This window comes from Methylomonas sp. BW4-1 (assembly GCF_052474385.1).
In genome coordinates, this window is sequence record NZ_CP184125.1 from 703,591 (window position 1) to 726,297 (window position 22,707).

At 53.2% G+C, this 22,707-nt stretch carries 19 protein-coding genes; 10 read left to right on the forward strand and 9 right to left on the reverse strand.

All coding sequences use genetic code 11. The features are described from left to right. Positions 1-4: 4 nt before the first annotated feature. Genes mutM through ACH5Y9_RS03185 form a run of 4 tightly spaced genes read right to left on the reverse strand, consistent with a single transcriptional unit; the run spans position 5 to position 3,124 of the window. Positions 5-820 carry a bifunctional DNA-formamidopyrimidine glycosylase/DNA-(apurinic or apyrimidinic site) lyase gene (gene mutM / locus ACH5Y9_RS03170; RefSeq protein WP_445368488.1) on the reverse strand — a complete coding sequence of 272 codons (816 nt, stop codon included), beginning with the start codon at positions 818-820 and terminating at the stop codon, positions 5-7. A gap of 7 nt (positions 821-827) precedes the next feature. After that, positions 828-1,451, reverse strand: coding sequence for a high frequency lysogenization protein HflD (gene hflD, locus ACH5Y9_RS03175; protein ID WP_171695979.1), 624 nt, complete (start codon positions 1,449-1,451; stop codon positions 828-830). Position 1,452: 1 nt separating this feature from the next. Continuing rightward, a complete protein-coding gene (locus ACH5Y9_RS03180) occupies positions 1,453-1,890 on the reverse strand; it encodes a rhodanese-like domain-containing protein (RefSeq protein ID WP_445368489.1) in 438 nt (145 codons plus the stop codon). Between the two features lie 28 nt (positions 1,891-1,918). After that, a complete protein-coding gene (locus tag ACH5Y9_RS03185) occupies positions 1,919-3,124 on the reverse strand; it encodes an EAL and HDOD domain-containing protein (protein WP_445368490.1) in 1,206 nt (401 codons plus the stop codon). 120 nt (positions 3,125-3,244) lie between these two features. Between ACH5Y9_RS03185 and ACH5Y9_RS03190 the strand changes: the two genes are divergently transcribed. From ACH5Y9_RS03190 to ACH5Y9_RS03200, 3 genes are read left to right on the forward strand one after another with little or no spacing between them, the layout of a single operon-like run. Then, complete coding sequence (locus ACH5Y9_RS03190; RefSeq protein WP_192396183.1) at positions 3,245-3,454, forward strand: heavy-metal-associated domain-containing protein; 210 nt, start codon at positions 3,245-3,247, stop codon at positions 3,452-3,454. 52 nt (positions 3,455-3,506) lie between these two features. After that, positions 3,507-5,756 carry a heavy metal translocating P-type ATPase gene (locus ACH5Y9_RS03195; protein WP_445368491.1) on the forward strand — a complete coding sequence of 750 codons (2,250 nt, stop codon included), beginning with the start codon at positions 3,507-3,509 and terminating at the stop codon, positions 5,754-5,756. Positions 5,757-5,765: 9 nt separating this feature from the next. Continuing rightward, complete coding sequence (locus ACH5Y9_RS03200) at positions 5,766-6,323, forward strand: Uma2 family endonuclease (protein ID WP_171695974.1); 558 nt, start codon at positions 5,766-5,768, stop codon at positions 6,321-6,323. 44 nt (positions 6,324-6,367) lie between these two features. Here the strand turns inward: ACH5Y9_RS03200 and ACH5Y9_RS03205 are convergent, their stop codons facing one another. From ACH5Y9_RS03205 to ACH5Y9_RS03220, 4 genes are read right to left on the reverse strand one after another with little or no spacing between them, the layout of a single operon-like run. Next, positions 6,368-7,984 carry a methyl-accepting chemotaxis protein gene (locus tag ACH5Y9_RS03205; protein WP_445368492.1) on the reverse strand — a complete coding sequence of 539 codons (1,617 nt, stop codon included), beginning with the start codon at positions 7,982-7,984 and terminating at the stop codon, positions 6,368-6,370. A 15-nt stretch (positions 7,985-7,999) separates the two neighbouring features. Further along, on the reverse strand, positions 8,000-8,581 hold the full coding sequence (locus tag ACH5Y9_RS03210; RefSeq protein ID WP_033155404.1) for a hypothetical protein: 582 nt from the start codon (positions 8,579-8,581) through the stop codon (positions 8,000-8,002). 11 nt (positions 8,582-8,592) lie between these two features. Further along, on the reverse strand, positions 8,593-9,099 hold the full coding sequence (locus ACH5Y9_RS03215) for a hypothetical protein (protein WP_445368493.1): 507 nt from the start codon (positions 9,097-9,099) through the stop codon (positions 8,593-8,595). A gap of 2 nt (positions 9,100-9,101) precedes the next feature. Then, positions 9,102-10,568: a hypothetical protein gene (locus ACH5Y9_RS03220; protein WP_445368494.1), complete on the reverse strand. Its 1,467-nt coding sequence runs from the start codon at positions 10,566-10,568 to the stop codon at positions 9,102-9,104. Between the two features lie 371 nt (positions 10,569-10,939). Between ACH5Y9_RS03220 and ACH5Y9_RS03225 the strand changes: the two genes are divergently transcribed. From ACH5Y9_RS03225 to lpxB, 3 genes are all read left to right on the forward strand, one after another. Then, entirely contained in the window at positions 10,940-11,878 is a 939-nt protein-coding gene (locus ACH5Y9_RS03225; RefSeq protein WP_445368495.1) for a Gfo/Idh/MocA family oxidoreductase, read from the forward strand. 12 nt (positions 11,879-11,890) lie between these two features. Continuing rightward, on the forward strand, positions 11,891-12,988 hold the full coding sequence (locus ACH5Y9_RS03230) for a DegT/DnrJ/EryC1/StrS family aminotransferase (protein WP_445368496.1): 1,098 nt from the start codon (positions 11,891-11,893) through the stop codon (positions 12,986-12,988). A 61-nt stretch (positions 12,989-13,049) separates the two neighbouring features. Next, positions 13,050-14,201: a lipid-A-disaccharide synthase gene (lpxB, locus tag ACH5Y9_RS03235; protein ID WP_445368497.1), complete on the forward strand. Its 1,152-nt coding sequence runs from the start codon at positions 13,050-13,052 to the stop codon at positions 14,199-14,201. A gap of 71 nt (positions 14,202-14,272) precedes the next feature. On the opposite strand, the gene tgt is transcribed toward lpxB, so the two are convergent. Beyond that, a complete protein-coding gene (gene tgt / locus ACH5Y9_RS03240; protein ID WP_445368498.1) occupies positions 14,273-15,382 on the reverse strand; it encodes a tRNA guanosine(34) transglycosylase Tgt in 1,110 nt (369 codons plus the stop codon). A 298-nt stretch (positions 15,383-15,680) separates the two neighbouring features. On the opposite strand from tgt, the gene ACH5Y9_RS03245 reads away from it, so the two are divergent. The 4 genes from ACH5Y9_RS03245 to ACH5Y9_RS03260 are packed head-to-tail and all read left to right on the forward strand — an operon-like array spanning position 15,681 to position 22,693. Continuing rightward, positions 15,681-16,781 (forward strand): response regulator, encoded by a 1,101-nt coding sequence (locus ACH5Y9_RS03245; RefSeq protein ID WP_033155397.1) that lies wholly within the window; start codon positions 15,681-15,683, stop codon positions 16,779-16,781. Positions 16,782-16,788: 7 nt separating this feature from the next. Then, positions 16,789-17,709 (forward strand): response regulator, encoded by a 921-nt coding sequence (locus tag ACH5Y9_RS03250; protein WP_445368499.1) that lies wholly within the window; start codon positions 16,789-16,791, stop codon positions 17,707-17,709. Positions 17,710-17,726: 17 nt separating this feature from the next. Next, positions 17,727-20,048, forward strand: coding sequence for a PAS domain S-box protein (locus ACH5Y9_RS03255; RefSeq protein ID WP_445368500.1), 2,322 nt, complete (start codon positions 17,727-17,729; stop codon positions 20,046-20,048). Beyond that, positions 20,045-22,693 (forward strand): PAS domain S-box protein, encoded by a 2,649-nt coding sequence (locus tag ACH5Y9_RS03260; RefSeq protein ID WP_445368501.1) that lies wholly within the window; start codon positions 20,045-20,047, stop codon positions 22,691-22,693. The genes ACH5Y9_RS03255 and ACH5Y9_RS03260 overlap by 4 nt, the downstream gene beginning before the upstream one ends. Positions 22,694-22,707: the final 14 nt, after the last annotated feature.

The window sequence follows — 22,707 nt, forward strand, 5'->3', positions numbered from 1 at the left end:
GGGCTTAGTGTTGGCAATTGCCGCAATAGTAGCTGGCGCGTTGCCCAATTTTGAGTTGCTGAATTGGTTCCTCGCAGCGCAGGCAGGCTTGTCCGCCGCGACCGTACACATTTAGGGATTGCTTAAAATACCCTGGCTTGCCCTCGGCATTGCTAAAGTCGCGCAACGTGGTGCCGCCTTTATCGATGGCTTGTTGCAATACGGTTTTGATCGCCGCCACCAACGCTTCGCACGCCGGCGTATCCAGTTCTCCGGCGCAGCGCATCGGCTGTACGCCTGCTAAGAACAAGGCTTCGCTGGCATAAATATTCCCCACGCCCACCACGACATGGCTGTCCATAATCAATGATTTGATCGGCACCGCGCGGTTTACCGCCCGCTGCCGCAAATAGTTAGCGTCGAATGCCGCGGAGAGCGGTTCAGGCCCCAGCGTGGCCAGCAAGGGATGCAACATCGGATCTTCGGCAGTCCACAAGGCCGCGCCGAAGCGCCGCTGATCGTTAAAGCGCAGTACCGTATCGTCGGCAAAAATGAAGTCGATGTGGTCGTGCTTGCGCAGCGTTTGCTCGGGTGTGGTGATGCGCAAACTCCCCGACATGCCCAGATGCAGGATCAGCGTACCGCGCCCCGTACCGAGTAATAAATATTTGCCGCGCCGCTCGACAGCGTCCAGACGCTGGCCCGGCAAATCGGTGGTCAGGGACTCAGGAACCGGCCAACGCAACTGCGGGTGACGCACAATCACGGTTTTAAAGGTTTTGCCGGTAATATGCGGCGCAATGCCGCGCCGACTGGTTTCGACCTCGGGTAGTTCCGGCATGTTGGCGTCAGATTTGGGTGAGTAAAAACTGGGCTTCGTCCTGGATTTTTTTGCGGAAGAACAATAATTTCCAACGGCTGCCGCCGCATTGCCGCCACAATAAAGTGGCGCGTATGCCTGCCAACAGCAGGGCGCGTATTTTATTCACAGTACTTTGGTTGCCCAGATATTGCTGATCGCCTTGCACCATGATCCGCGGTTGCAGGGTACTGATGGTGCTGTGATACACATCGGCTAGATTGGCCAGCACATTTTCATGCAGCACGCCGAAATGTTCGGTTTGAGCTTGAGCCTTGCTGACGCCGGCCTGTATGGTTTTTTGCATGTCCGGCTGTTTGTTCAACTGTTTTTGCAAATAGACAATCTGTGCCGCGTATCGGGCCTGTTCCGGACTGGCCAGCACCCGGCTGCCGAGCTGGGTCGTGAGCTGTTGTAAGCCGTGTTCGATACCGATCAAGCCGCCGTAGACATCAATCACGCTGTCCGCGTCTATTTTCAGCAAACTGCTGATACTGGCTTCCAATGCGGCGTTTGGACAAGTGCCGGTGCCGGCAAGCTGATGCACCAAGGAGCAAGCCTGGGCGATGCCGGCCAGCGCGATGGTTTGGTTACTGAGCGTGTTCAGGGACATGTTACTTACAGGCGGTAGTCAAGCAATCGGCTTTAATCGGGTGGCCGTCTTTGATCCATGACTGGATACCGTTGGACAAATGATAGACATTTTTCATACCCAGCTGTTCGGTGAGGATTTGGCCGATCTTGCCGCTCCGATTCCCGGAACGGCAAACCAAAATGATTGGTTGGTCGGGTGACGATTTCAGTTTTTCCAAGTTGGCCAGCCATTTTTCCTGGTCGAAGTGGCCGTTGCCGTCAAAGGATTCCAGTTTTTGGCTGTTGGCGATGACGCCGGTGGCTTGCCATTCCGGCGCGGTACGCACATCCACGACCAGCGCATTCTGATTTTGCTGCATGTTTATGAGTTGTTCTGCCGTCACCACACCTAATTCGGTGGCGTAAAGATGGGCCGCGAACAGACAGCCTAGCCAGAATAAAGTCAGTCTCAGTTTCATGATGATGTCGGTAGGTAGGATAAATGGCTCAAGCGGCCAAGAAAGGTAAAATGCGCGTCGCCCACCAATCTATGCTTTCAAGATAGATGTTGGCGATACACTCGGGATTTATGCCGCGGAAGGTGCCAAGGCCAGGCTCCCAGCGCTCGTAGGCGATGCAGAATTGTAACGCTTCGCCAGCGTTGCCGCGATATTTCAAAATGGCATCGTCAACATCTTCCGCCAGCGGCAATTGTTCCAATACTTTGTTCGCCGGCATGTCCAACAGGCTGTCCAAACCCGACAGCATGCCGATTAGAAAATAGTGTTCCTGATCGTCTTTAAGTTCTCGCGCTATTAATTCACACATTTTGGCGCGGATCAGCACGTTTTGCAGCACCGAAGAAGGTTTGCCGGACATGGAAGATAAGGCCAGAATGTTCACCCAGCGTTTGATTTCGACTAGTCCCAGGCAAGCTATGGCATGCTGAATGGATTCGATTTTTTGCGGCAAGCCAAAAAACGCGGAATTTAAATAATGCAGCAATTTAAAACTCATCCCAACGTCTTGCGAGATAATCTTGCCGATTTCCGCAAAACTGGCGTCCGCCTTGTTCACTGCGGACAGTAATTGGATGGCGGCGGTTTGGCTGACGCCCAGCCGTTTACCTTCCACAATATTGGGTTTACTGAAGAAAAAGCCTTGAAACAGCTCGCAACCCCATTCGCGTAGGGTTTCAAACTCCTGATGCGTTTCGACTTTTTCCGCGAGTAATTTGAGTTTATAGGGTTTTAGCTGTTCAATCAGTTGCCGGGTGCCGTCCAGGCCGTCGGCCATCACATCCAGCTTGATAATATCGGCAAACTCCAGCAAGGGCAGCCACTCCGGGGACAAGACGAAGTCGTCCAGCGCGATGGTATAGCCCAGCTGTGATAATTCTTTCAGGTTGGCGACAATGTTGTCATCGATAGTAACGCTTTCCAATACTTCGATGACGATACGCTCTTTGGGCAGATGCAGCGGCGTTTTGTCTAGGATGTTTTGCGTGGTGAAATTAATGAAGGCTTTGTGGGGGCCGACCAGTTCGTTCAGGCCGATTTCCAGCAGCGTATCGGTAATAACTTGATTTGTGGCGTTGGCGGCACCATCTTTCAAACTGAGATCGAAATCTTTGCCCCTGAATAAAATCTCGTAGGCGAAAGTGTCCAGATGGCGGTCCAGAATTTGCTGTCTGCCAATCAGAAAATCTGTCATTTATTTACGGGCTCCCGATCATTGCACTATCATGCGAATAGGTCGCGCCTTATACCATGTTCAAACAGTTTAAGTCGAGAATGGCCGGCCAGTCTTAATTTCAATCATAAGGAGATCAACATGTCCGAATCAGCAACGTTAACAGTAAGCGGTATGAAATGCGGCGGTTGCGAGAGCAGCATCGTCAGTAAAGTATCGGCGATTGCCGGTGTGGTAACGGTGCAGGCTTCGCATAAAGACAAACGGGTCGAAGTTGAATTTGATCCGGCGCAAACCGACTTGGACGAAATCGAAGACGTTATTGTCGACGCCGGTTTCAAGGTCGAATAAAACCGCATCGCCGTTTGCCTACGGATCAACACGATATTGCTTGGGAATCGTCATGACTTTAGATCAATCGACTAATCAGCAGCAGGAAATACGGCTTTCCATACTCGGCATGCGTTGCGCCGGTTGTGTCAGCGCAGTGGAAACCGCCTTGCAATCGGTGCCGGGGGTTGCGTCCGTCACCGTCAATTTTGCCGACCACTCTGCTACCGTCGGCGGCGATCCCGATCATCAAGCCATGAAGCAGGCCTTAAAATCCGCCGGCTACGATGCGGCGGTGATGGAAGGCTTGGAAGACCCGAGCGAAGAGGAAAAGCAGGAAGAAGAGCGTTATCGCGACCTGCTGCGCAAGGCTGGCGTCGCTGGCGCATTGGGTCTGCCTTTGATGCTGGGCGCACATCTGGACTGGTTCCCGGTGATGGGCAGTGTAGCCGGCACGGTGTTTTGGTCCGAGGTGGCCCTGTTGACGTTGGCGGTGATGTTTTATTCCGGCGGACATTTTTTTCACAGCGCGCTGAAATTGCTGCTCGTTAAGCAAGCCAATATGGATACCCTGATCGCGCTGGGTACCGGTTCGGCGTGGTTGTATTCCTGTATCGTTATCGATTATTCCAGTCAGCTGCCTTCGTTGTCCGCGCACGCTTATTTCGAAGCCTCTGCGGTGATTTTGGCCTTCATCAATCTGGGTAGTGCGCTGGAAACGCGCGCACGGGGCAAAACCTCGGCGGCGATACGCGCATTGATTGGCTTGCAACCCCGCACCGCTCGCGTCGTGCGCGAAGGGCAGGAGATCGATATTCCTATCGAACAAGTCGGTCTGGGCGAAATCTTACGGGTTAGACCCGGCGAAAAAGTCGCCGTGGACGGGGTGGTTTTGGAAGGCCACTCGACTATCGACGAATCCATGCTCACCGGCGAATCGATGCCGGTTGAGAAAATGGAAGGCGCCAGCGTCGCCGCCGGCACGATTAATCAGCAAGGCAGTTTTTTATTCAGCGCGACCCGTATCGGCCGCGATACGGCTTTGGCGCAGATTATTCAAAGTGTGCGGCAAGCACAGAACAGTAAGCCGGCCATCGCCAAATTGGCCGACAAGATTTCCGCGGTATTTGTCCCCACAGTGGTGGGCATATCGGTACTGACTTTTTTGATCTGGTTGAGTATTGGCCCAGACCCGGCTCTGGGTTATGCGTTTGTCACATCGATGACGGTGCTGGTAATTGCTTGCCCGTGCGCATTGGGTTTGGCGACGCCGATTTCGGTGATGGTCGCGGTCGGTCGTGCCGCGCAAATCGGTATATTGATCCGCAAAGGCGAAGCCTTGCAAAGCGCCGGCAAGTTGACTTGTCTGATTTTGGATAAGACCGGCACCGTCACTGCCGGTAAGCCCAGTCTGGCGGAGGTGATTGCTTTTGGCGATGTCGACGAAGCTCAGGTGTTGCAGTATGCCGCCAGTCTGGAATCGGGGTCCGAACATCCCTTGGCCGCAGCGATACTGGCGGCTGCCGAACAAAAACAGCTTAAGTTGGAGAAGGTCAGAAAATTTCAGGCCGTGGCCGGGCACGGTATCGCCGGCCGCATCGCGGATCGGCAATGTTTGTTCGGCAATGCCGCGTTGCTGGCGGAACATGGCATCGACGATAGCAAGCATCGCGACAAAATGGCCGAATTGGCGGCAAAAGGCCAGACGCCAATGTTTTTGGCCGTCGAAAATTCGGTCGTTGGCATCGTGTCGGTCGCAGACCCGATTAAACCCGATTCCGCCACAGCGGTATGGCAATTACGGAAGCAAGGTATCCGCGTGCTGATGGTGACGGGCGACAACGAGATCACCGCGCAAGCGATAGCGGCGCAAGCCGGAATCAGCGAAGTCCGAGCGCAAGTCTTGCCACAAGACAAAGCCGCCGTGGTAAAAGCCTTGCAACAGCAAGGCGAAATTGTCGGCATGGTCGGTGACGGTATCAACGACGCGCCGGCCCTGGCGCAAGCGGATGTCGGTTTTGCGATTGGCACCGGCACCGACGTGGCTATCGAAAGCGCCGACATTGTGTTGCTGCAAGGCTCCTTATTGAAGGTGTCCGAGGCGATGGCGCTGTCGACATTGACGGTTGCCAATATCAAGCAAAACCTGTTGGGTGCGTTTTTTTATAACACCATCGGCATTCCGGTTGCAGCCGGTTTGCTGTATCCGCTATTTGGCTTGTTACTCAACCCGATGATTGCCGGCGCGGCCATGGCCATGTCATCGGTCACGGTCGTCAGCAACGCCAATCGTTTGCGCTGGATTAAACTGGATGTTCAGTAGGGGCGAAGAATGAATAGCGTGCCTAAATCGTCGGTACAAACTTTCAGTATCGCCGACTATACGGGATGGCCGGACGATGAGCGCTGGGAGTTAATCGACGGTGTTCCTTACAATATGAGTCCCGCACCCAGCATCAAACATCAGACGGTTGCTGGACGTGTTTTTAGCCGGATGGAACAATTTTTAAAAGGTAAGCCCTGCAAGCCTTTCATCGCCCCTGTGGACGTCATTCTCTCCGAGCATGACGTGGTGCAACCGGATTTGTTAGTGGTCTGCAACCCGGAAAAGATCGGCGAAAAAGCCATACACGGGGCGCCGGATTTGGTGGTAGAGGTTTTATCCCCCAGCACGGCGCTGAAGGATATGCGAGAAAAAAAAGCGCTCTACGAGCGTGCCGGCGTGAGGGAATATGTGGTCATCGACCCGTTGGAAAATTATGTTCAGCGTTTTTTTCTGGGCGCAGACGGTCGCTATGCCAATGCCGACGTTTTTGGGGTTGAGGAAGATTTGCCTCTATTGAGTTTGCCGGAGTTGATTTTGCCCTTGGCGGAGGTATTTGAGTTGTAAGGCGCTATTGGCTTGCAGGTAAACCGAATAGCGCGCTGGGTGGCTTATAGTTTGAATTGGGAAATCGTGGTGTGTAAATTACCGGCGATTTTTTGCAAATGATGGGCTTCTTCCGCGGTTTGCTCGGCGTCCTTCGAGTTGTTGATGGTGACGTCATTAATCGAATTGATGTTTTGATTAATGTGCTCGACGACGATTTTTTGTTCTTTCACCGCGTCGGAAATATGCGTATTCATGGTGGAAATTTGCGCCACCATGCTGGAAATGTTGTCCAGCAACTCGCCGGTACTTTCGATGACTTCAACGGTCTCCTTAGCCTGATTTCGGCTTTCCGACATGGCTTTCACCGCTTCCCGCGAGCCTTGCTGCAAGCGTTCTATCATCGCTTGAATTTCATGCGTGGAATCCTGGGTTCGGCTGGCCAGTGTGCGCACTTCGTCCGCCACTACCGCAAAACCACGGCCTTGTTCGCCGGCTCTGGCGGCCTCAATCGCCGCATTGAGCGCCAATAAATTGGTCTGATCGGCGATGCTCTGAATCACATCCAGCACCGAGCTGACATTCACGCAGTTTTGTTCGACATTACCGATTACGGTGCTGGCCCTGTCGATATTGTTAGACAGCGCATGAATCGATTGCACCGTATTGGTCACCACCGCCTTGCCGTGGTTGGCGGCCACGCTGCTTTTCTGCGCCGTTTGCGCGGCGTTAGCCGTGTTGTTGGACACTTCCGTCACTGTAGCGGATAGTTCCGTTACCGTTGCCGCGACCTGATCCGTGCCCATCTGCTGTTTCAAAATATCCTCTTGTACCCGCTCGGACATTTGGCTCAAGCGGTTCGAGGCAGTGTTCAACTGGTTGGATTCCGTCGCCACTTGCCGCATCAGGCTGTGTAACACGCTTAAAAATTCGTTGAACTGGGTGACGATAATGCCGACTTCGTCACTGCCTTCGTGCGGAATGCGCCGGGTCAAATCGCCGCCGCCCTGTCTAAGCAGATACAGCGATTTTTGCAGCTCGGTCAATGGCGGTTCTATTTTGAAATAAAGCATGCTCAAACAGACCGTCACAAACAGTAGCAACCCGATTGAAAACGCAATACGCGATAGGCTGTAATCGTGCAAAGACGAACTTAATTGTTGTTTGGCGAGGGCAAGCTCCCGATCAAGTTGCTCGGTAATTCTGATTAACTCTTCGGTCAGCGTGGCAGCTGTGTCGTCAAGACCTGAGCCCGGCGCCTTCATGGTAACGGTGCCTGCCTCGGTGCCCAACTTAATGTAATCCCAAGCCATCTTTACGCCGGCATCGTGCATTACTTGAATTTCCCGTTTCAATGTTTCGACTTGCGCGTGCAATGCCGGGTGAGATTGTTCGGCTTTGTCCAGATTTAACAATGCGGCGTCTAGGTTTTCTTTGGCTTCGGCAAAGCCGCCATCATCATGCGTCGCGCCGACGTCGGTCAGAAATTGTTGAATCTGCACGACATGAAAACGCACATGAGACAAATAGTCCGAGGTGTTTTGTTTTTGCGCTGCTGCTTGCAAGTTGTCGTCTATGGACTGAAATGCATGCCACAGCGACAACACAAACAGCAGATTGGCAAATGCCAAAGCGGAAGCAATTAAGATCAGCGAAGATTTGATTGAGATATTTTTAAACATGAGGTTTTTGGGTAATTATTTTTCAAGTTTTTCTAAATCAGTCACCAACGCCGCCATTGCCGCAACGGCATGGTGTTGGGCTTCTGACAGGGCGTCACCGTTGTTTAAGGCGTACAAACCGATCTGCCGGTTGAGTTCGGCAATTAAGCGTGCGCGATGCTCGCGGCGGTTGCGTAGTTTGGCAACCATATTCGAAAACGACAGCGCCAAATCCTGTAGCTGATCGTTTTCTCGCAAGTGCGTGACGGTATCAAGCTTGCCGTCGCCGACCTCTTGGCAGAGTGTTTCGAAGCGATATAAGGGCCCGGCGATTTTATGCGAGGCGTAAAGAACGGTGCTCACCGCAATGCCGCCGGCAACCAAAATGGCCACCAAGTTGCCGATTAAAATTGATACGCCCAGGCGTTCCGCCGCATTAACGATATTGGCGTGCGCCGACTGGGATTGGGCCTGCAGATCGCCGCCGGTCATCCAATAAATCAGTAAGGCCGAACATAATCCGGCCAGCAATATCAGTGCAAAAGCGCCGAGGATGAAACGGCCTTGAAAATCCCTTTTGATAAAAATTTGGCGACGTTTGGTAACGGTATTGTTCATTTTCAGGAACCTTAGTTGACGTTATGACAAGTTAAACAGAGCTCGCCGTCGCTGTTGTTGCGGCGGAGTAAAAAGCTTTTTTTCAGCCTTTCGGCGTTCATCAGTTTATCCATGAAACTGTGGCTGGCTTGCGGCCGGTCGCTATCCAGCTTGCCGTGCGTGTAGTGACAAGTCAGACAGGTAATGTCGTTTTCCTCGTTAAGCGGCAAGTCGGCGGGTACCGGAAAGTCGATATTCAAGCCCACTTTGTGGCCTTGGTTGGGATTATGGCACGAGGAACACATGGCCACGCCGTCCTTGCTAAAGGTGGCTTGGTCGGCCGTTATGTTTTTGCTGTGTAAAATGCCGTCCTCTTTGAGCTCAGGCGTCGTCGTGTGGCAATTACTGCACCCCGCTTGCGGCGATTGCTTGGAAATAAGGTGCGGATTGTCGTCGGCGGTATGTGCGCCGCTGACGAATAACAGCAAAAGTGCGCCGGTGCCGCCGGCCAATAAGCATTTGTATAGGAGCTTGTTCATGATTAAAAAGACATGACGATTTGGGCTATGCCCAGTTTTCTGTCGAAATAACGCTCGGCTGTTTCCGTGCCCAACGAATCGTTGTATTCAAATTTGACCCGCAAATGATCGCTAAATTTATAGTTAAAGCCCAGGCTAAGCATGGAAATGTCGTTGATTGCCACGGTGCTGCCATCGAAGTCCAGGCCAAGGTCTTGCGAAGGCTGCCAGCGGCTGTAGCGGGCGAACGCCACGATGGGCTGTTTGCTCAGGCTTTCCAAATCCACGGTCAGCGTGGAGTGATAGCCCAGTTGATGGCCCTTGCCGAAAGGGCTGGTGTTTGGATCGGGGATGATGATCGGCAATGGATTGCCGTCCGCGTCTTGTTCCAAAAACACCTGTTGATGCGCATTCAGCAGCATGAATTCGTTTTGTAAACGCCACATGCCGTAGCCGATACTCAGGTCCGCGCCGTAAACGGTATTGCGGATCCGGTTTTCGCCATCGAACTCGCTCAGATGGGAAACGCCGATTTCAATGCCTTCAGGATTGGTATTGTGGATCTTGTAGGTGTTTTGCCCCAAAGCCAGGCCCACCCGGCCGCCGACGGTATGGCCGTCGTTGGCATACAGCGCGTCGGTCCAGAACACCGAATAGTTGAACATATCCCAGGCGCCGTAGGAACGAATACCGTCGGCATTGTAACCGCCCAATTGCATGCGAGAGGTGGTCAACGGCGCGGTAATAGTGATGCGGTCCTTGTTGGCGAAATTTTGGTAGTCGTTACCGAACGGTAAGTCGAAACGGCCGGCCTGGATGTGAAAACCCTTGTTATTGAAAATCCGGCCACGCGGCGGAATACGATCATTGAACGAATGATAGTCGACCAGCGCGACGGCGATGCCGGCCATCGTGCTGCCGCCACTTAGCGCGCCGGGGCCGCTATTACCGCAGAATACCGCGCCGGGCGCGCCATAGTCGGCGTTGGATGAATTGCCGCACAGTACTAACGCCGAGCTGGCACCAAAGTGGTCGTCATGTACATAGTCGAGATCCAATTCCACCGAACCGACGCTGAAAGTTTGATCGGTGGAGTTGCCGGTTTTGGCGTTGATGTCGAAAAAACCGCTCATTTGCAGGCCGTTGGCTTCGGCCGCTTCTTTTAAAGCAGCAATTTTCTTGTCCAGGGCCTGGAGTTTGGTGTCCACGGTTGGCTCAGGTTTGCCGTTCGCAGCCGTTTTCACCGGTGCCGGGGCGGGTTCGCCGGCCTTAGCGACTGCCGGGCTCGGCGCTGCGGCTACAGCGCCGCTTCTTTCTTGTTCCAGTTGTTTGATACGGGCTTCCAGTTGTTCGATTTTCTGGTCCTTTTCCTTCAGCACGCCTTGCACAATCTGGCGGATATGTTCGTCTTCCGCTGCGGTGGCATGCGCGTTGGCGTGGGCTGCCAGGCTGAGCAGGGCGATAGCTATTCGCTGGTTTCTTGGATGCATATCTGTCTCTGTGTGTAAGCTTAGGACTACATTTTTTTCAGAATCTTCGTATCGAGGCAAGGTTAGTTGCTTTTGTCGGCATTTCAAGTTGATGCATGGGGCTGGCCTTATCCAGCGGGCTCAACTTATCCCTGGCGCCTCGTTTGAGCTGAGTTCGTCAAAGCCTTGAGTGATTTGTCCTTCGATAGACTCAGTACTCTCAAGGGCATAAAGGCGAATGGTATCTAAGGGCCGGGTTAATCATTCGTCGATCCGTTTGCGAATGCTGGTGCGGCTTATTCAACACAGAATCTGATGTTACAATGAACGGTTTTATGCCCGGCGCGCGTCTGTCAAAGGCTGGGAAACCGCGAATCAAGCTTAGGTCGTTTATGAATAAACTGAAATGTGCCGTGATAGGTGCCGGATATTTAGGAAAATTTCATGCGGAAAAATACGCATCGTTAAAGGATTGCGAGTTGGTGGCGGTGGTTGACATCAATGCCGAGGCGGCGCAACAAGTTGCCGAAAAAAACGGCGCTCAAGCGTTGACGAATTACCATGATTTACTCGGCAAAGTCGATGCGGTGAGTGTTGTGGTACCCACCAGCTACCATCACAGCGTGTCCAAAGACTTTCTGAATGCCGGTGCGCATGTACTGGTGGAAAAGCCGATCACCGTTACCGTAGAAGAAGCCGATGAATTGATTGCGATTGCCAAGGAAAAGAACGTCATTCTGCAGGTCGGGCATTTGGAACGCTTCAACCCGGCCGTACGCGGTTTGGAGAAAATGGAAGATAAGCCTCTGTTCATCGAGTCGCATCGTTTGTCGCCGTTCAACCCGCGCGCCAACGATGTCAGCGTGGTGTTGGATTTAATGATTCACGACATCGACATCATCATGGCGCTGGTCGATTCGGAAGTGGAAAAAATCGATGCCAGCGGCACCGCCGTATTAACCCAAGGCACCGACATCGCCAATGCCCGCATCACCTTTAAAAACGGTTGCGTGGCGAACGTCACCGCCAGCCGTATCAGCATGAAAATGGAACGCAAGATGCGCATGTTCCGTCCTTGTTCCTATATTTCCGTGGATTTTCAGAATCGGGTTTTGATTAAACACAGAACCGGCGATAAAGAAATGTTCCCCGGTATTCCGGAAATCGTCACTGAGGAATCGGTATTTGAAAGCGGCGATGCCTTGCTTGATGAGATTAAACATTTTGTCAATTGCATCAAGAACGGCGAGAATCCGCTGGTCCCCGGCGAAGCGGGCCGCAAAGCCTTGGCTACCGCGATAGAAATCACCAAATTTTTAACCCATCGATAAAGGGCTGACACTATGATCCCCATGGTCAATCTGCAAGCGCAGTATGCGGAAATTCAAGATGAAATCGTCGGCGGTTTCACCGAAACCCTTAACAATTGCGCGTTTATCCTGGGGCCGAATGTGCAGGCTTTTGAAAAAGAAGCCGCTGCGTATCTGGGCGTTAAACATGCCATCGGTTGCGCGTCCGGTACCGATGCATTGCATTTAGCCTTATTGGCGGAAGGCATAGGCGCGGGCGACGAAGTCATTACCAGCGCATTTACCTTTATCGCCACCGCAGAAGCAATCAAATACGTCGGCGCCAAGCCGGTGTTTGTCGACATCGATCCGGGCACGTTCAATATCACCCCGGAAAATATCGAAAAAGCCATCACAGCCAAAACCAAGGCGGTGATGCCGGTGCATTTATTCGGCCAGCCCGCCGATTTGCCGGCCATCAAAGCCATTTGCGAAAAACATGATTTGAAACTGATCGAGGATTGCGCGCAATCCTTCGGCGCCACCGTTTACAACAAGCAAACCGGTAGTTTCGGCAATGCAGCCGGTTTTAGTTTCTTTCCCAGCAAGAACCTGGGCTGCTTCGGCGATGGCGGCTTGGTGACGACCGATTCCGACGCGACGGCCGCCAAGATCAAGCAATATCGCAATCACGGGTCGGATGTGCGCTACTATCACGACGTGATAGGCTACAACAGCCGGCTGGACGAGCTACAGGCCGTGGTGTTGCGCGCTAAGTTAAAACGCATCGATCAATACAATTCAGCTCGCCGCCATGCCGCGCACTTGTATTCTGATCTGATGGCCGATTTGCCCTTGACTACGCCTTATGAAGACGGCATTGGTGTGCATGTCTATCATCAATACACTTTGTTGTCCGACCGCCGCGACGAGGTGATGAAAGCCTTGCAAGAGCAGAAGATTGGCTGTGCCGTCTACTATCCGGTACCGCTGCATCAACAAAATGTGTTTAAAGAAGAGTGCGCCGGCCTTTCCCTGCCGGTTACCGAGTCGGTAGCGGCGCGTTGCTTCTCGTTGCCGATTTGCTCCAATCTGAGTGACGATACCGTCAAGCAAATTGTCGGCGTCATTCGCGGCGTTTTCCAAGCGTAAATTCCGAAACGCATTAATGTAGGGTGGGCTAAGCAACACGCAGCCCACCAACTGTTCCCAAATGACCAATCAATCTGTCTACACGGTGCTGTTTAGCGCCGGCGAATCCTCCGGCGATCAACACGCCGCCAATATGTTCCTGGAACTGAAACAACAATGCCCGGCGATTCGCGGCATCGGCATGGGCGGCAGCAAAATGCGCCAGGCCGGTATCGACGTGCGCTACGACTCGGCCGGCATCGGCGTGATCGGTTTGGTGGAAATTTTGAAGCACTACGGCGAGATCCGCCGCGCATTGAATTTACTGAAACAGATCATTCGCGATGAAAAACCGGATTTGCTGGTTTGCGTCGATTACAAAGAGTTCAACCTCAAGCTGGCGCGCTTTGCAAAAAGCCAAGGCGTGAAGGTGTTGTTTTATGTCAGTCCGCAAGTTTGGGCGTGGCGGCCGGGCAGGGTAGTGACTTACGGCAAGGCCATCGACATGATGGCGGTGATCTTTCCATTCGAAACTCAATATTACGAAGCCGAAAACGTCCCGGTCCGTTATGTGGGCCATCCTTCCGTTGATAAAGTCCATCCGCAGCGCAGCCGGTCTGAGGATTTCGAGTTGTTTGGCCTGGACCCTCATCGGCCTGTCGTCGGCATACTCCCTGGCAGCCGCGGCAACGAGATCAAACGTATCCTGCCGGTAATGCTGGCAGCGGCGGCTAGTTTGGCCGCGCAGCGGCCGGAATTGCAGTTTGTCTTACCGCAAGCCGATTCGATCAGCGATGCGGCATTGGCTGCGCATTTCGTAAACACTTCGCTAGCCGTTAAGGTAATCAAACAGCAGCCCTATGATGTCATCCAATGCTGCGACGCGGTGATGACCACTTCCGGCACCGCCTCGCTGGAAATTGCCTTACTCGGGGTGCCGATGGTGATTGTGTATCGGCTGGCTGCGTTTAGCTATTGGCTGGGTAAGCGCTTGGTAAAAATCCCATTTATCGGGCTGCCGAATATCATTGCCGGCAAAGCCATCGTCAAGGAATTGATTCAGGAGCAACTAACACCGGAAAATTTGGCGGCCGAGATTCTGCAACTGTTGGGCGACAGCGATTATCGGCAGCGCTGTATTTCAGAGTTGCAGGCCGTCAAACATCAGCTTGGCGATGGCGGCGGCTCAAAAAATATGGCGCAACTGGCCTTAGAGATGTTGGGCGGTGCTTAGCCGCTCAACACGGGTAAAGCATCCGGCGGCTTGCCGGCAAACCACCGTATTTTGAAACATAACGGCGGCTTTTAAACCGGTCCGCGGCTGCCGCGCTGGTCGTAAAACGCCGCAACAAATTCATCGAAAGTCTGCCCGTCAATCGCGTCCCGCAAACCTTGCATCAACTCCAGGTAATAGTGCAGATTGTGGATGGTATTCAGTCTGGAGCCCAGCATTTCCTTGCACTTGTCCAAGTGTTTTAGATAAGAGCGCGAGTAGTTTCGGCAGGTGTAGCAACTGCAATCTTCGTCCAAGGGTCGGGTATCGAATTGGTATTGCTGGTTGCGGATTTTGATCACGCCGTGGCGGGTAAATAAATGGCCGTTGCGGGCGTTGCGGGTCGGCATCACGCAATCGAACATATCGATACCGCGCCTGACACCTTCCACCAGATCTTCCGGGGTGCCGACGCCCATCAAGTAACGGGGTTTATCCACCGGCATTTTCTGGTGGATCGCATCCAGTGTCGCCAGCATTTCGTGCTTAGGTTCGCCGACCGACAAGCCGCCGATGGCGTAGCCGTCAAAGCCGATGTCGGTTAAGCCGGCGATGGATTCTTCGCGCAATTGCGGATACATACCGCCTTGCACAATACCAAACAATGCAGACGAGTTACCTTCATGCGCGCGCTTGCTGCGTTCCGCCCAACGCAAGGACAAGCGCATGGAGTCAGCGGCTTCTTGATAGGTGGCCGGGTATGGGGTACATTCGTCAAAAATCATCACGATATCCGACCCTAGATCGCGCTGCACCTGCATCGATTCTTCCGGGCCCATGAAGATTTTGCTGCCGTTGACCGGTGATTTGAATGTCACGCCTTGTTCGCTGATTTTTCGCAACGCGCCCAGGCTGAATACCTGAAAACCGCCCGAGTCGGTCAGAATAGGCTTTTGCCAGCGCATGAAGTCGTGCAGATCGCCGTGGGCTTTCATCACCTCCATACCGGGTCGCAGCAGCAAATGAAAGGTATTGCCGAGAATGATTTGTGCACCTAGTGCGTTTAAATCTTCCGGGGTTAGCGATTTTACCGCGCCGTAGGTGCCGACCGGCATGAAGATGGGGGTTTCCACCACGCCGCGGGCAAAAGTCAGTTGACAGCGGCGGGCGTGACCATCGGTGGCTTTGAGTTTGAATTCCATGCAAATCCGGCAAATGAAAAAAGGCGGAATTATCGGTCCTTTTCGTTCCGCAAGCCAGTGGAGTTGTCGTTTTGAGTTCAATAGGCGAGAGTGGCGGCTTTTGTCCCCTGAGAAAACTTGTTGGTGTCGGATTGTGTTATAAATTTGAGGCACTTGCCGCAGCTTTTCTATCGAAATACCTCAGGTTTAGTAATTCCGTTTATTATCGGAATATTGTTCATTTCACTATGTAAACTAGCAAAATTGATGAATTTTCTTCAGGCCATAACAACAATAATCGGCCGTTCTCGGGGGAAGTATGTTGGATACTAAAAGCAAAACCATTTTGGTAGTCGATGATTCTCCGGAAAATCTCACCGTCATCAGCGAATTACTGCAACCGCAATACCGCGTGCGCGTCGCTACCTCCGGGCAAAGAGCCTTGCAGATGGCCGCCAATCAGCCTTATCCGGACTTGATTTTGCTTGACGTGATGATGCCGGGTATGGACGGTTACCAAGTCTTTGAGCATCTGCGCGCCGATCCTATTACGCGCACGATTCCGGTGATATTCGTCACGGCGATGGACAGCATGGAGTCCGAGCTGCATGGATTGGATGTCGGCGCGGTCGATTACATTACCAAACCCATTCTGCCGCCCATCGTTTTAGCGCGGATCCGCACCCAGTTGGAGTTAAAGCAGGCCAGAGATTGGTTGCGCGACGAAAACACCTACTTGGAAATGGAAATAGCAAAACGGATGAGCGAAAACGAGTTGATTCAAAAAGTCAGCATTCGCGCCTTGGCGCATCTGGCGGAAATTCGCGATCCGGAAACCGGCAACCACATCTTGCGCACCCAAGGTTACGTACAGCATTTGGCGCTTGCATTGCAGAGCCATCCGCGCTTTTTCGCGACATTGACCGATCATTACATCGAATTGCTGACGCGCTCCGCGCCCTTACATGATATTGGCAAAGTCGGGATACCGGATGCGATCCTGCAAAAGCCGGGTAAACTCACTCCCGAAGAATGGGCGGTGATGAAGACCCATGCCAAATTGGGCAGCGATGCGATAGAAATGGCCGAACGCGATGCGACGCGCTCGGTGGAGTTTCTGATTTTGGCGAAGGAAATCGCGCATTGGCACCATGAAAAGTGGGATGGCAGCGGCTATCCGGAGGCGTTGGCCGGCGATGCCATTCCGGTTTCCGCGCGGATTATGGCGCTGGCGGATGTATTCGATGCTTTGATTTCCCGGCGCGTTTACAAAGAGCCCATGGCTTTTGCTGAAGTCAAGACTATTATTGCTGAGGGACGTGGTCGCCACTTTGATCCGGACATAGCCGATGCATTTTTAGCCGATTTCGATTCATTCTGCGCTATTGCCCAACGCCATCTCGATTCAATCCCGGAGTAAATGAGTCATGACGCAACACGCTCGTATATTGTTGGTTGAAGACGAGGAAATCATCGCCATCATCATTCGGGATTTACTCGCTGCCGAGGGCTTTCAGGTGACGGTTTGCGCAAATGGCTGCATTGCCTGGGAAACGTTGCAGCACGACCGGATGGGCTACGACCTGGTGCTGTTGGACCGGGGCTTGCCGGGGATGAACGGTATGGAATTACTGCGATTGATCAAGGGAGATCGGGTCTTGGCTGCCATACCAGTGATTCTGCAGACCGCCCGCAGCGACAAAAGAAGCATCCAGGAAGGGCTTAGTCAGGGGGCTTATTACTATCTGACCAAACCGATTCAACCGGAAATCTTGATCGCCGTGATCAATGCCGCACTGCAACAACGCCGTGAGTTGCAGGAAATGTCCGAAACAGCCAATCGCGCCGGGCGTCCTTTGGCACTAGTGCAATCCGCCGTATTTCGTTTTCGCGATCTCGATGAAGCGAAGGTGTTGAGTCATTGTTTAGCCCAATCCTGTCCGGAGCCGGAGCGCGTCATCCAGGGTTTGCAGGAGTTGATGGTCAATGCGGTCGAGCACGGTAATCTGGGGGTTTCTTATGCACAAAAAGGCGAACTGATGCTGGCGGGAGTCTGGCTGGAGGAAATTCAAAGACGTTTGACACTCCCGGAATTCAGCCGGCGTTTTGTTACTGTGCATTTCCAGCGTCTGCCGGATAAGCTGGTGTTCACCATTCAAGACCAGGGTGATGGTTTCGATTGGCAAGACTTCCTGGATTTTTCCCCGGAACGGGTGTTCGATTTGCATGGCCGCGGTATCGCGATGGCCAGATTGATGAGCTTTGATCGTCTGGAATATCAAGGTAACGGCAACACGGTAACGGCTGTGGTTAACGGCGTATCTTCTTTGTACGGCTTCGACCATTAATTAGACTTTGCAAGCCCATGCAGTCGAATAACGATCCATCAAACTCAGCGCAGGTCAGCCGCAAAAGCGTCTTAGCCGTCGTACTGGTATACGCCATCTTCGCCGCCAGCTGGATTTTGGTATCGGATCAATTGGTACACCACGTATTCAAAGACCCGGACCAGCTGACGCTAGCCAGCATGCTGAAAGGCTGGGTTTATGTATTGGTGACTTCTTTATTGCTCTACGGTTTGATGCGGCGCTGGTTTGGTCGAAACAGCGAACCGCAAACCGTTCCCCAGGCACCGCGTAGCCATTGGTTGTCGCTGGGCTTATTGATAGTCGCCATCCTGGCTTTGATGGCTGCCAGCGCGGCGCTGACGATCGAGCAACACACCCAAGAAGAGTTCGGCCGGCTTCAGGCGGTCGCCGGCCTCAAGTCCAGGCAAATCAGCGACTGGCTGACTGAACGGCGCGGCGACGCGGATTTTATCCAAACCAGCGAATTTATCATCGACTTGTATCATCGTTGGCAGATTGATGGGGATCTGCAAAGTGCCGAACGCCTGCAAAGCCGTTTGGAACAATTTCGCAAAAGCTGGGGAGTCACGGCTATCAGTCTGCTTAGACCCGATGGCGAACGCTTATGGCGTTCCGCGAAAGCTCCCGCCACGCTGTTGCCTGAGCTGCTAAAACTTACAGAGTTGTCGACCAAATCGCGGCAAATCCAATTAGTTAATCCTTACAGAGATGATAGCGGGCGCGTCCTGCTGGATTTGGTGGTGCCGCTGACAGCGCAGCCGGTAGCGGCGCCGCTGATTATTTTACATATCGATCTCAGCGAGTGGCTGTTTCCGGTTCTGGAGAGTTGGCCTGTGGCGAGCGGCAGCGGCGAAACCTTGTTGTTTCGGCGTGCCGGCGATGAGATTCTCTATCTGAATCCGCTGCGTTTTCGTCCGGATGTGGCAGCTTCGCTGCGTCTGCCGCTCAACACGCCTAACTTGTTGGCCGGCAAGGCGCTGCAAAGTCCGGTTAGTCTCGACAACATCCTGGAAGCCAAGGATTACCGTAATGTCTCCGTCATCGGCCTGGTACAGGCGATTAGCGGTACCGACTGGCTGTTACTGACTAAGTTGGATAAGGTCGAAATCTACAGCAAAGCCAGAAGCGAAGTCGTCTGGATTGTTTGTGTCGGTAGTTTGACCATTTTTATCGTCTGCGCCGGTTTTTATCTGTTGCGGCAAAGTCAGAGCCTGGCCTTGGCCACGGCGGTGCAGAAGGCGCAAGCCGAGCGTTTGCGGGCGCTTGATTTATTAGCGGCAATCTCCGATTTGTCCGTGGACGCGATCTATGCCAAAGACCTAGACGGCCGGTATATTTTGTTTAATACCGCCGCCGCTAATTTTGTCGGCAAGCCGGTCGAGGAAGTCATCGGCCAGGACGATAGCGCGCTATTTCCAAAGCATCAGGCCGAGCACTTGAAAGAGTTTAGCCGCCGGGTAATGGCGGAAAATATCACGCTGACGGAAGAAGAAACCCTGGACACCCAATTCGGATCAAGAACTTTCTTGACCACCAAAGGCCCGCTGTGCGATGCAAACGGTAAAACCATCGGGGTGTTCGGTATCTCGCGGGACATTACCGAACGTAAACAGGCCGAGCTGAAGCTGCGCGAGAGCGAGGCGCGCTTTCGCGGTTTGGTGGAACAGTCACTGGCTGGCATTTATATTATTCAAGACGCGCGCTTTGTTTACGTGAATCCGGGGTTTGCCAGGATCTTCGGCTATCAGCGGACCGAGGATATTATCGACGGCAAAACAGTGGCCGATCTGGTCTGTCCGCAGGACAGGCAGATGGTGTTGGAAAATTTGCGCCGACGGATTGATGGCGAGATTGAAGACCTTAACTACCGTTTCGAAGGCTTACACCGCAACGGCCAAAGCATTGACGTTGAGGTACATGGCCGTAGCTTCGATTACAAAGACCGGCCGGCGGTGATTGGTTTTATTCTGGACGTCAGCGCCCGTAAAGCCGCCGAAGATCAACTTAATCTCCAGGCCGCGGAATTAAAAGCACGGAATGATGAATTGGAGCGGTTTAATCGGGCCATGGTCGGCCGCGAGCTGGATATGGTTAATTTAAAGCAGCAGGTCAATGAGTTGTCTGTTGAACTTGACCGCCGGCCCCCTTATGCATTGGCGTTTCTCTCAACCCAGCCCGAAAGTGCTGTTGGTCATGATTTTGCTGAAGTTCACACCGAATCCGGCTTGGACCCTCTCAAACCGGACGGAACATCAGTAAGCAATGCGGACGGATTAATGGGCGGCGATACATCGGCTGCGGAAGAAGACCGTTTATGAGTATCCCCGAGCCGCCATCAGGCGAATTTTCCGCGTTGGTGCCTTCCCGTTTCCAGAGCAGCCAAAGACTCGCCTACGTGTCGGCGGTGGTCCTGGTATTGGCAGCGCTGGCAATTCGCCTGTGTTTGCCGGCATCCATTGGCGAGCGCCCGATGTTGCTGTTATTTCTGTTTCCGGTGATCGTGAGTGCCTTGTTCGGCGGCTTGGGGCCTGGATTATTGGCGACATTGATGGCGGCGATGGTCAGCGATTTCCAACTGTTGCCTCCCTATCACAGCTTGGCAATTGCCGGCCCTTACGATGTAGTGCAATGGACGTTATTGATTGCCAATGGCGTTTTAATCAGCCTGCTCAGCGAATTCCTGCTGCGGACTCGGCAACGCGAGAATGCTCACTGGCAACAATTGCTGGACGCGCGCGACCAACTGCAGGTTAGCCAAACCTTATTTCAGACCACGTTCGAACAAGCGGCGATAGGCATTTGTTTATTGGCACCGGACGGGCGTTGGCTGAAGGCTAACCGCCAATTTTGCGAGATAGTGGGTTATAGCCTGGAAGAATTGCTAAGCAGCAATTTTTCGGACATTACCTATTGGGAGGATTTTGGCGATTTGTTGCAGATGCCGACAGGTGAAGGTGAAATAGATAGTTTTTCCGGAGACAAGCGTTTCATTCATAAGAACGGCAGTGTTGTCTGGATTAGATTAAGCGCTTCCGTGGCGCGTAAGCCGGATGGTAGCCCTGCGTGTTTTATCTTGCTCATGGAAAACATAGAGCAGCGTGAACAAGCGTTACTGGCGCTACATGAAAGCGAGATGGCTTTGAAAGTCGCCCAGCGTTTAGCCGCCTTGGGCAGTTGGGAATGGGACTTGCGCACCGGCGAATCGAAGTGGTCGGAGCAGATATACAGTTTATTCGGCCGCGCCCCTCATTTACCGCCAGCCGGCTATGACGAGGTTGGGCGATATTTTAAGCCCGATAGCTGGCAGCGCTTGCAAGCTGCCGTCGCTCAGGCTTGTAGCGACGGCTTGCCTTATGAATGCGAGGTGGAAATGCAGAACGATGGCGAACTGCATCGCTGGGTAGTGGCCCGCGGCGAAGCGGTCCGCGATGAGCAGGCTAATATCGTGGCTTTGCATGGTACCGTGCAGGATGTTACCCCACGTAAACAAGCCGAACTTGCGCTGCAAGAGGCGCAGCGGGTGGCCCTGGAAAAACAACGCGAGGCCAGGCTAGCCGCACTCAATTTGATGGAAGATGCGCTGGCGGCCCGCAAAGCGCTTGAAGCGGCGAATGCGTCGCTGCGCGAAAGCGAAGAATTTAAGCGGGCTATTTTGGATTCGGTGAGCGCCAACATCGCCGTGCTGAACCGCGATGGGGTGATTGTCTCCGTCAATCGACCCTGGCAGCAGTTTGCCGAGGATGATGCTCTGGCATGCGGGCAATCCGCTGATATTTGCAGCATAGGCACCAATTATTTGCAGATTTGCCGGCAGGCATCGGGTCCGTATCGGCAAGGATCGCAGGCCGTATTCAACGGATTGTCGGCGGTGCTGGAAGGCCGGCTTCCCCGCTTTAGGTATAAATATGCCTGCCATTCCGCGCAGAAGCAGCGTTGGTTTGCCATGGTCGTCACGCCTCTGGGATTTGGGGAAGGCGGCGCGGTGGTTTCTCACACCAATATCACCGAGCGCAAGTTGGCGGAAATGGCCTTGGTCGAAAGCGAGGAGCGCTTACGTCTGGCCCAAAGTACTGCCAATATCGGCATCTGGGATTGGCATACTGATAACGACAAAGTGCAATGGACTCCGGAACTTGAGACGATGTTCGGTTATGCGCCAGGCACTTTTTCCGGGGACTACTCGGCTTTTTCCCAGCGCGTGCATCCCGACGATTTGGCCGAGTTGGAGCATTTTCGAGATTCAGCGGTTGCCGCGCATCGGACTTTTGATTTTGATTTTCGGGTGCAAGCGGAGCCGGGGCGTTTCAGATGGCTAAATTGCAAGGGCGGAGCCAGTTACGATGATATGGGCCGGGCGCAAAGGGTATTTGGGGTTTGTATCGATATTACCGAACGTAAAAATACTGAAAACGAACTCAAGCTCTGGGCGCAAGCATTCGAAAATGCCGAATTCGGACTGGCGATTGCCGACGCGCAGAGCAATGTGTTCTTGGCTGTGAATCCGGTATTTGCTAGGGAGCGTGGTTACGCCCGAGAAGAATTGATCGGCAAACCGGTCATGACGGTTTATCCGGCCGATTGGGTCGAACAGATCAAACAGCAGATTAATATTCTGGATTCGACCTGTCATGGGGTATTTGAGGCGGAACATCAACGCAAGGACGGCAGTCGTTTTCCGGTGATGATAGACGTGACTATTATCAAATCCGGCGACGGCAAATCCATCAGGCGTGTGGCCTATGCCTTAGATATTAGCGAGCGCAAAGCCGCCGAGGTTGCGCTACGCGAGCAAACTGAGGCCCTGCAGCGTTTCAACCGAGCCATGGTCGGCAGGGAAATGGACATGATCGCATTGAAACAAACCATCAACGAGCTGTCCGGGCAACTGGGACAGGAACGCCCCTATCCGCTGGCGTTTATAGAGCAAGCCGGCACAAACCCGGTTGGGAATGTTCCGGGATGAAACGCGCCCGGTTT

What these genes read in the sequence shown, in the direction of transcription:
- ACH5Y9_RS03205 (WP_445368492.1), bottom strand. Translation starts at nt 7,984, where the DNA reads ATGTTTAAAAATATCTCAATCAAATCTTCGCTGATCTTAATTGCTTCC.
- ACH5Y9_RS03215 (WP_445368493.1), bottom strand. Translation starts at nt 9,099, where the DNA reads ATGAACAAGCTCCTATACAAATGCTTATTGGCCGGCGGCACCGGCGCA.
- ACH5Y9_RS03195 (WP_445368491.1), top strand. Translation starts at nt 3,507, where the DNA reads ATGACTTTAGATCAATCGACTAATCAGCAGCAGGAAATACGGCTTTCC.
- mutM (WP_445368488.1), bottom strand. Translation starts at nt 820, where the DNA reads ATGCCGGAACTACCCGAGGTCGAAACCAGTCGGCGCGGCATTGCGCCG.
- ACH5Y9_RS03255 (WP_445368500.1), top strand. Translation starts at nt 17,727, where the DNA reads ATGCAGTCGAATAACGATCCATCAAACTCAGCGCAGGTCAGCCGCAAA.
- hflD (WP_171695979.1), bottom strand. Translation starts at nt 1,451, where the DNA reads ATGTCCCTGAACACGCTCAGTAACCAAACCATCGCGCTGGCCGGCATC.
- ACH5Y9_RS03185 (WP_445368490.1), bottom strand. Translation starts at nt 3,124, where the DNA reads ATGACAGATTTTCTGATTGGCAGACAGCAAATTCTGGACCGCCATCTG.
- tgt (WP_445368498.1), bottom strand. Translation starts at nt 15,382, where the DNA reads ATGGAATTCAAACTCAAAGCCACCGATGGTCACGCCCGCCGCTGTCAA.
- ACH5Y9_RS03210 (WP_033155404.1), bottom strand. Translation starts at nt 8,581, where the DNA reads ATGAACAATACCGTTACCAAACGTCGCCAAATTTTTATCAAAAGGGAT.
- ACH5Y9_RS03225 (WP_445368495.1), top strand. Translation starts at nt 10,940, where the DNA reads ATGAATAAACTGAAATGTGCCGTGATAGGTGCCGGATATTTAGGAAAA.
- ACH5Y9_RS03250 (WP_445368499.1), top strand. Translation starts at nt 16,789, where the DNA reads ATGACGCAACACGCTCGTATATTGTTGGTTGAAGACGAGGAAATCATC.
- ACH5Y9_RS03180 (WP_445368489.1), bottom strand. Translation starts at nt 1,890, where the DNA reads ATGAAACTGAGACTGACTTTATTCTGGCTAGGCTGTCTGTTCGCGGCC.
- ACH5Y9_RS03220 (WP_445368494.1), bottom strand. Translation starts at nt 10,568, where the DNA reads ATGCATCCAAGAAACCAGCGAATAGCTATCGCCCTGCTCAGCCTGGCA.
- ACH5Y9_RS03190 (WP_192396183.1), top strand. Translation starts at nt 3,245, where the DNA reads ATGTCCGAATCAGCAACGTTAACAGTAAGCGGTATGAAATGCGGCGGT.
- ACH5Y9_RS03260 (WP_445368501.1), top strand. Translation starts at nt 20,045, where the DNA reads ATGAGTATCCCCGAGCCGCCATCAGGCGAATTTTCCGCGTTGGTGCCT.
- lpxB (WP_445368497.1), top strand. Translation starts at nt 13,050, where the DNA reads ATGACCAATCAATCTGTCTACACGGTGCTGTTTAGCGCCGGCGAATCC.
- ACH5Y9_RS03245 (WP_033155397.1), top strand. Translation starts at nt 15,681, where the DNA reads ATGTTGGATACTAAAAGCAAAACCATTTTGGTAGTCGATGATTCTCCG.
- ACH5Y9_RS03200 (WP_171695974.1), top strand. Translation starts at nt 5,766, where the DNA reads ATGAATAGCGTGCCTAAATCGTCGGTACAAACTTTCAGTATCGCCGAC.
- ACH5Y9_RS03230 (WP_445368496.1), top strand. Translation starts at nt 11,891, where the DNA reads ATGATCCCCATGGTCAATCTGCAAGCGCAGTATGCGGAAATTCAAGAT.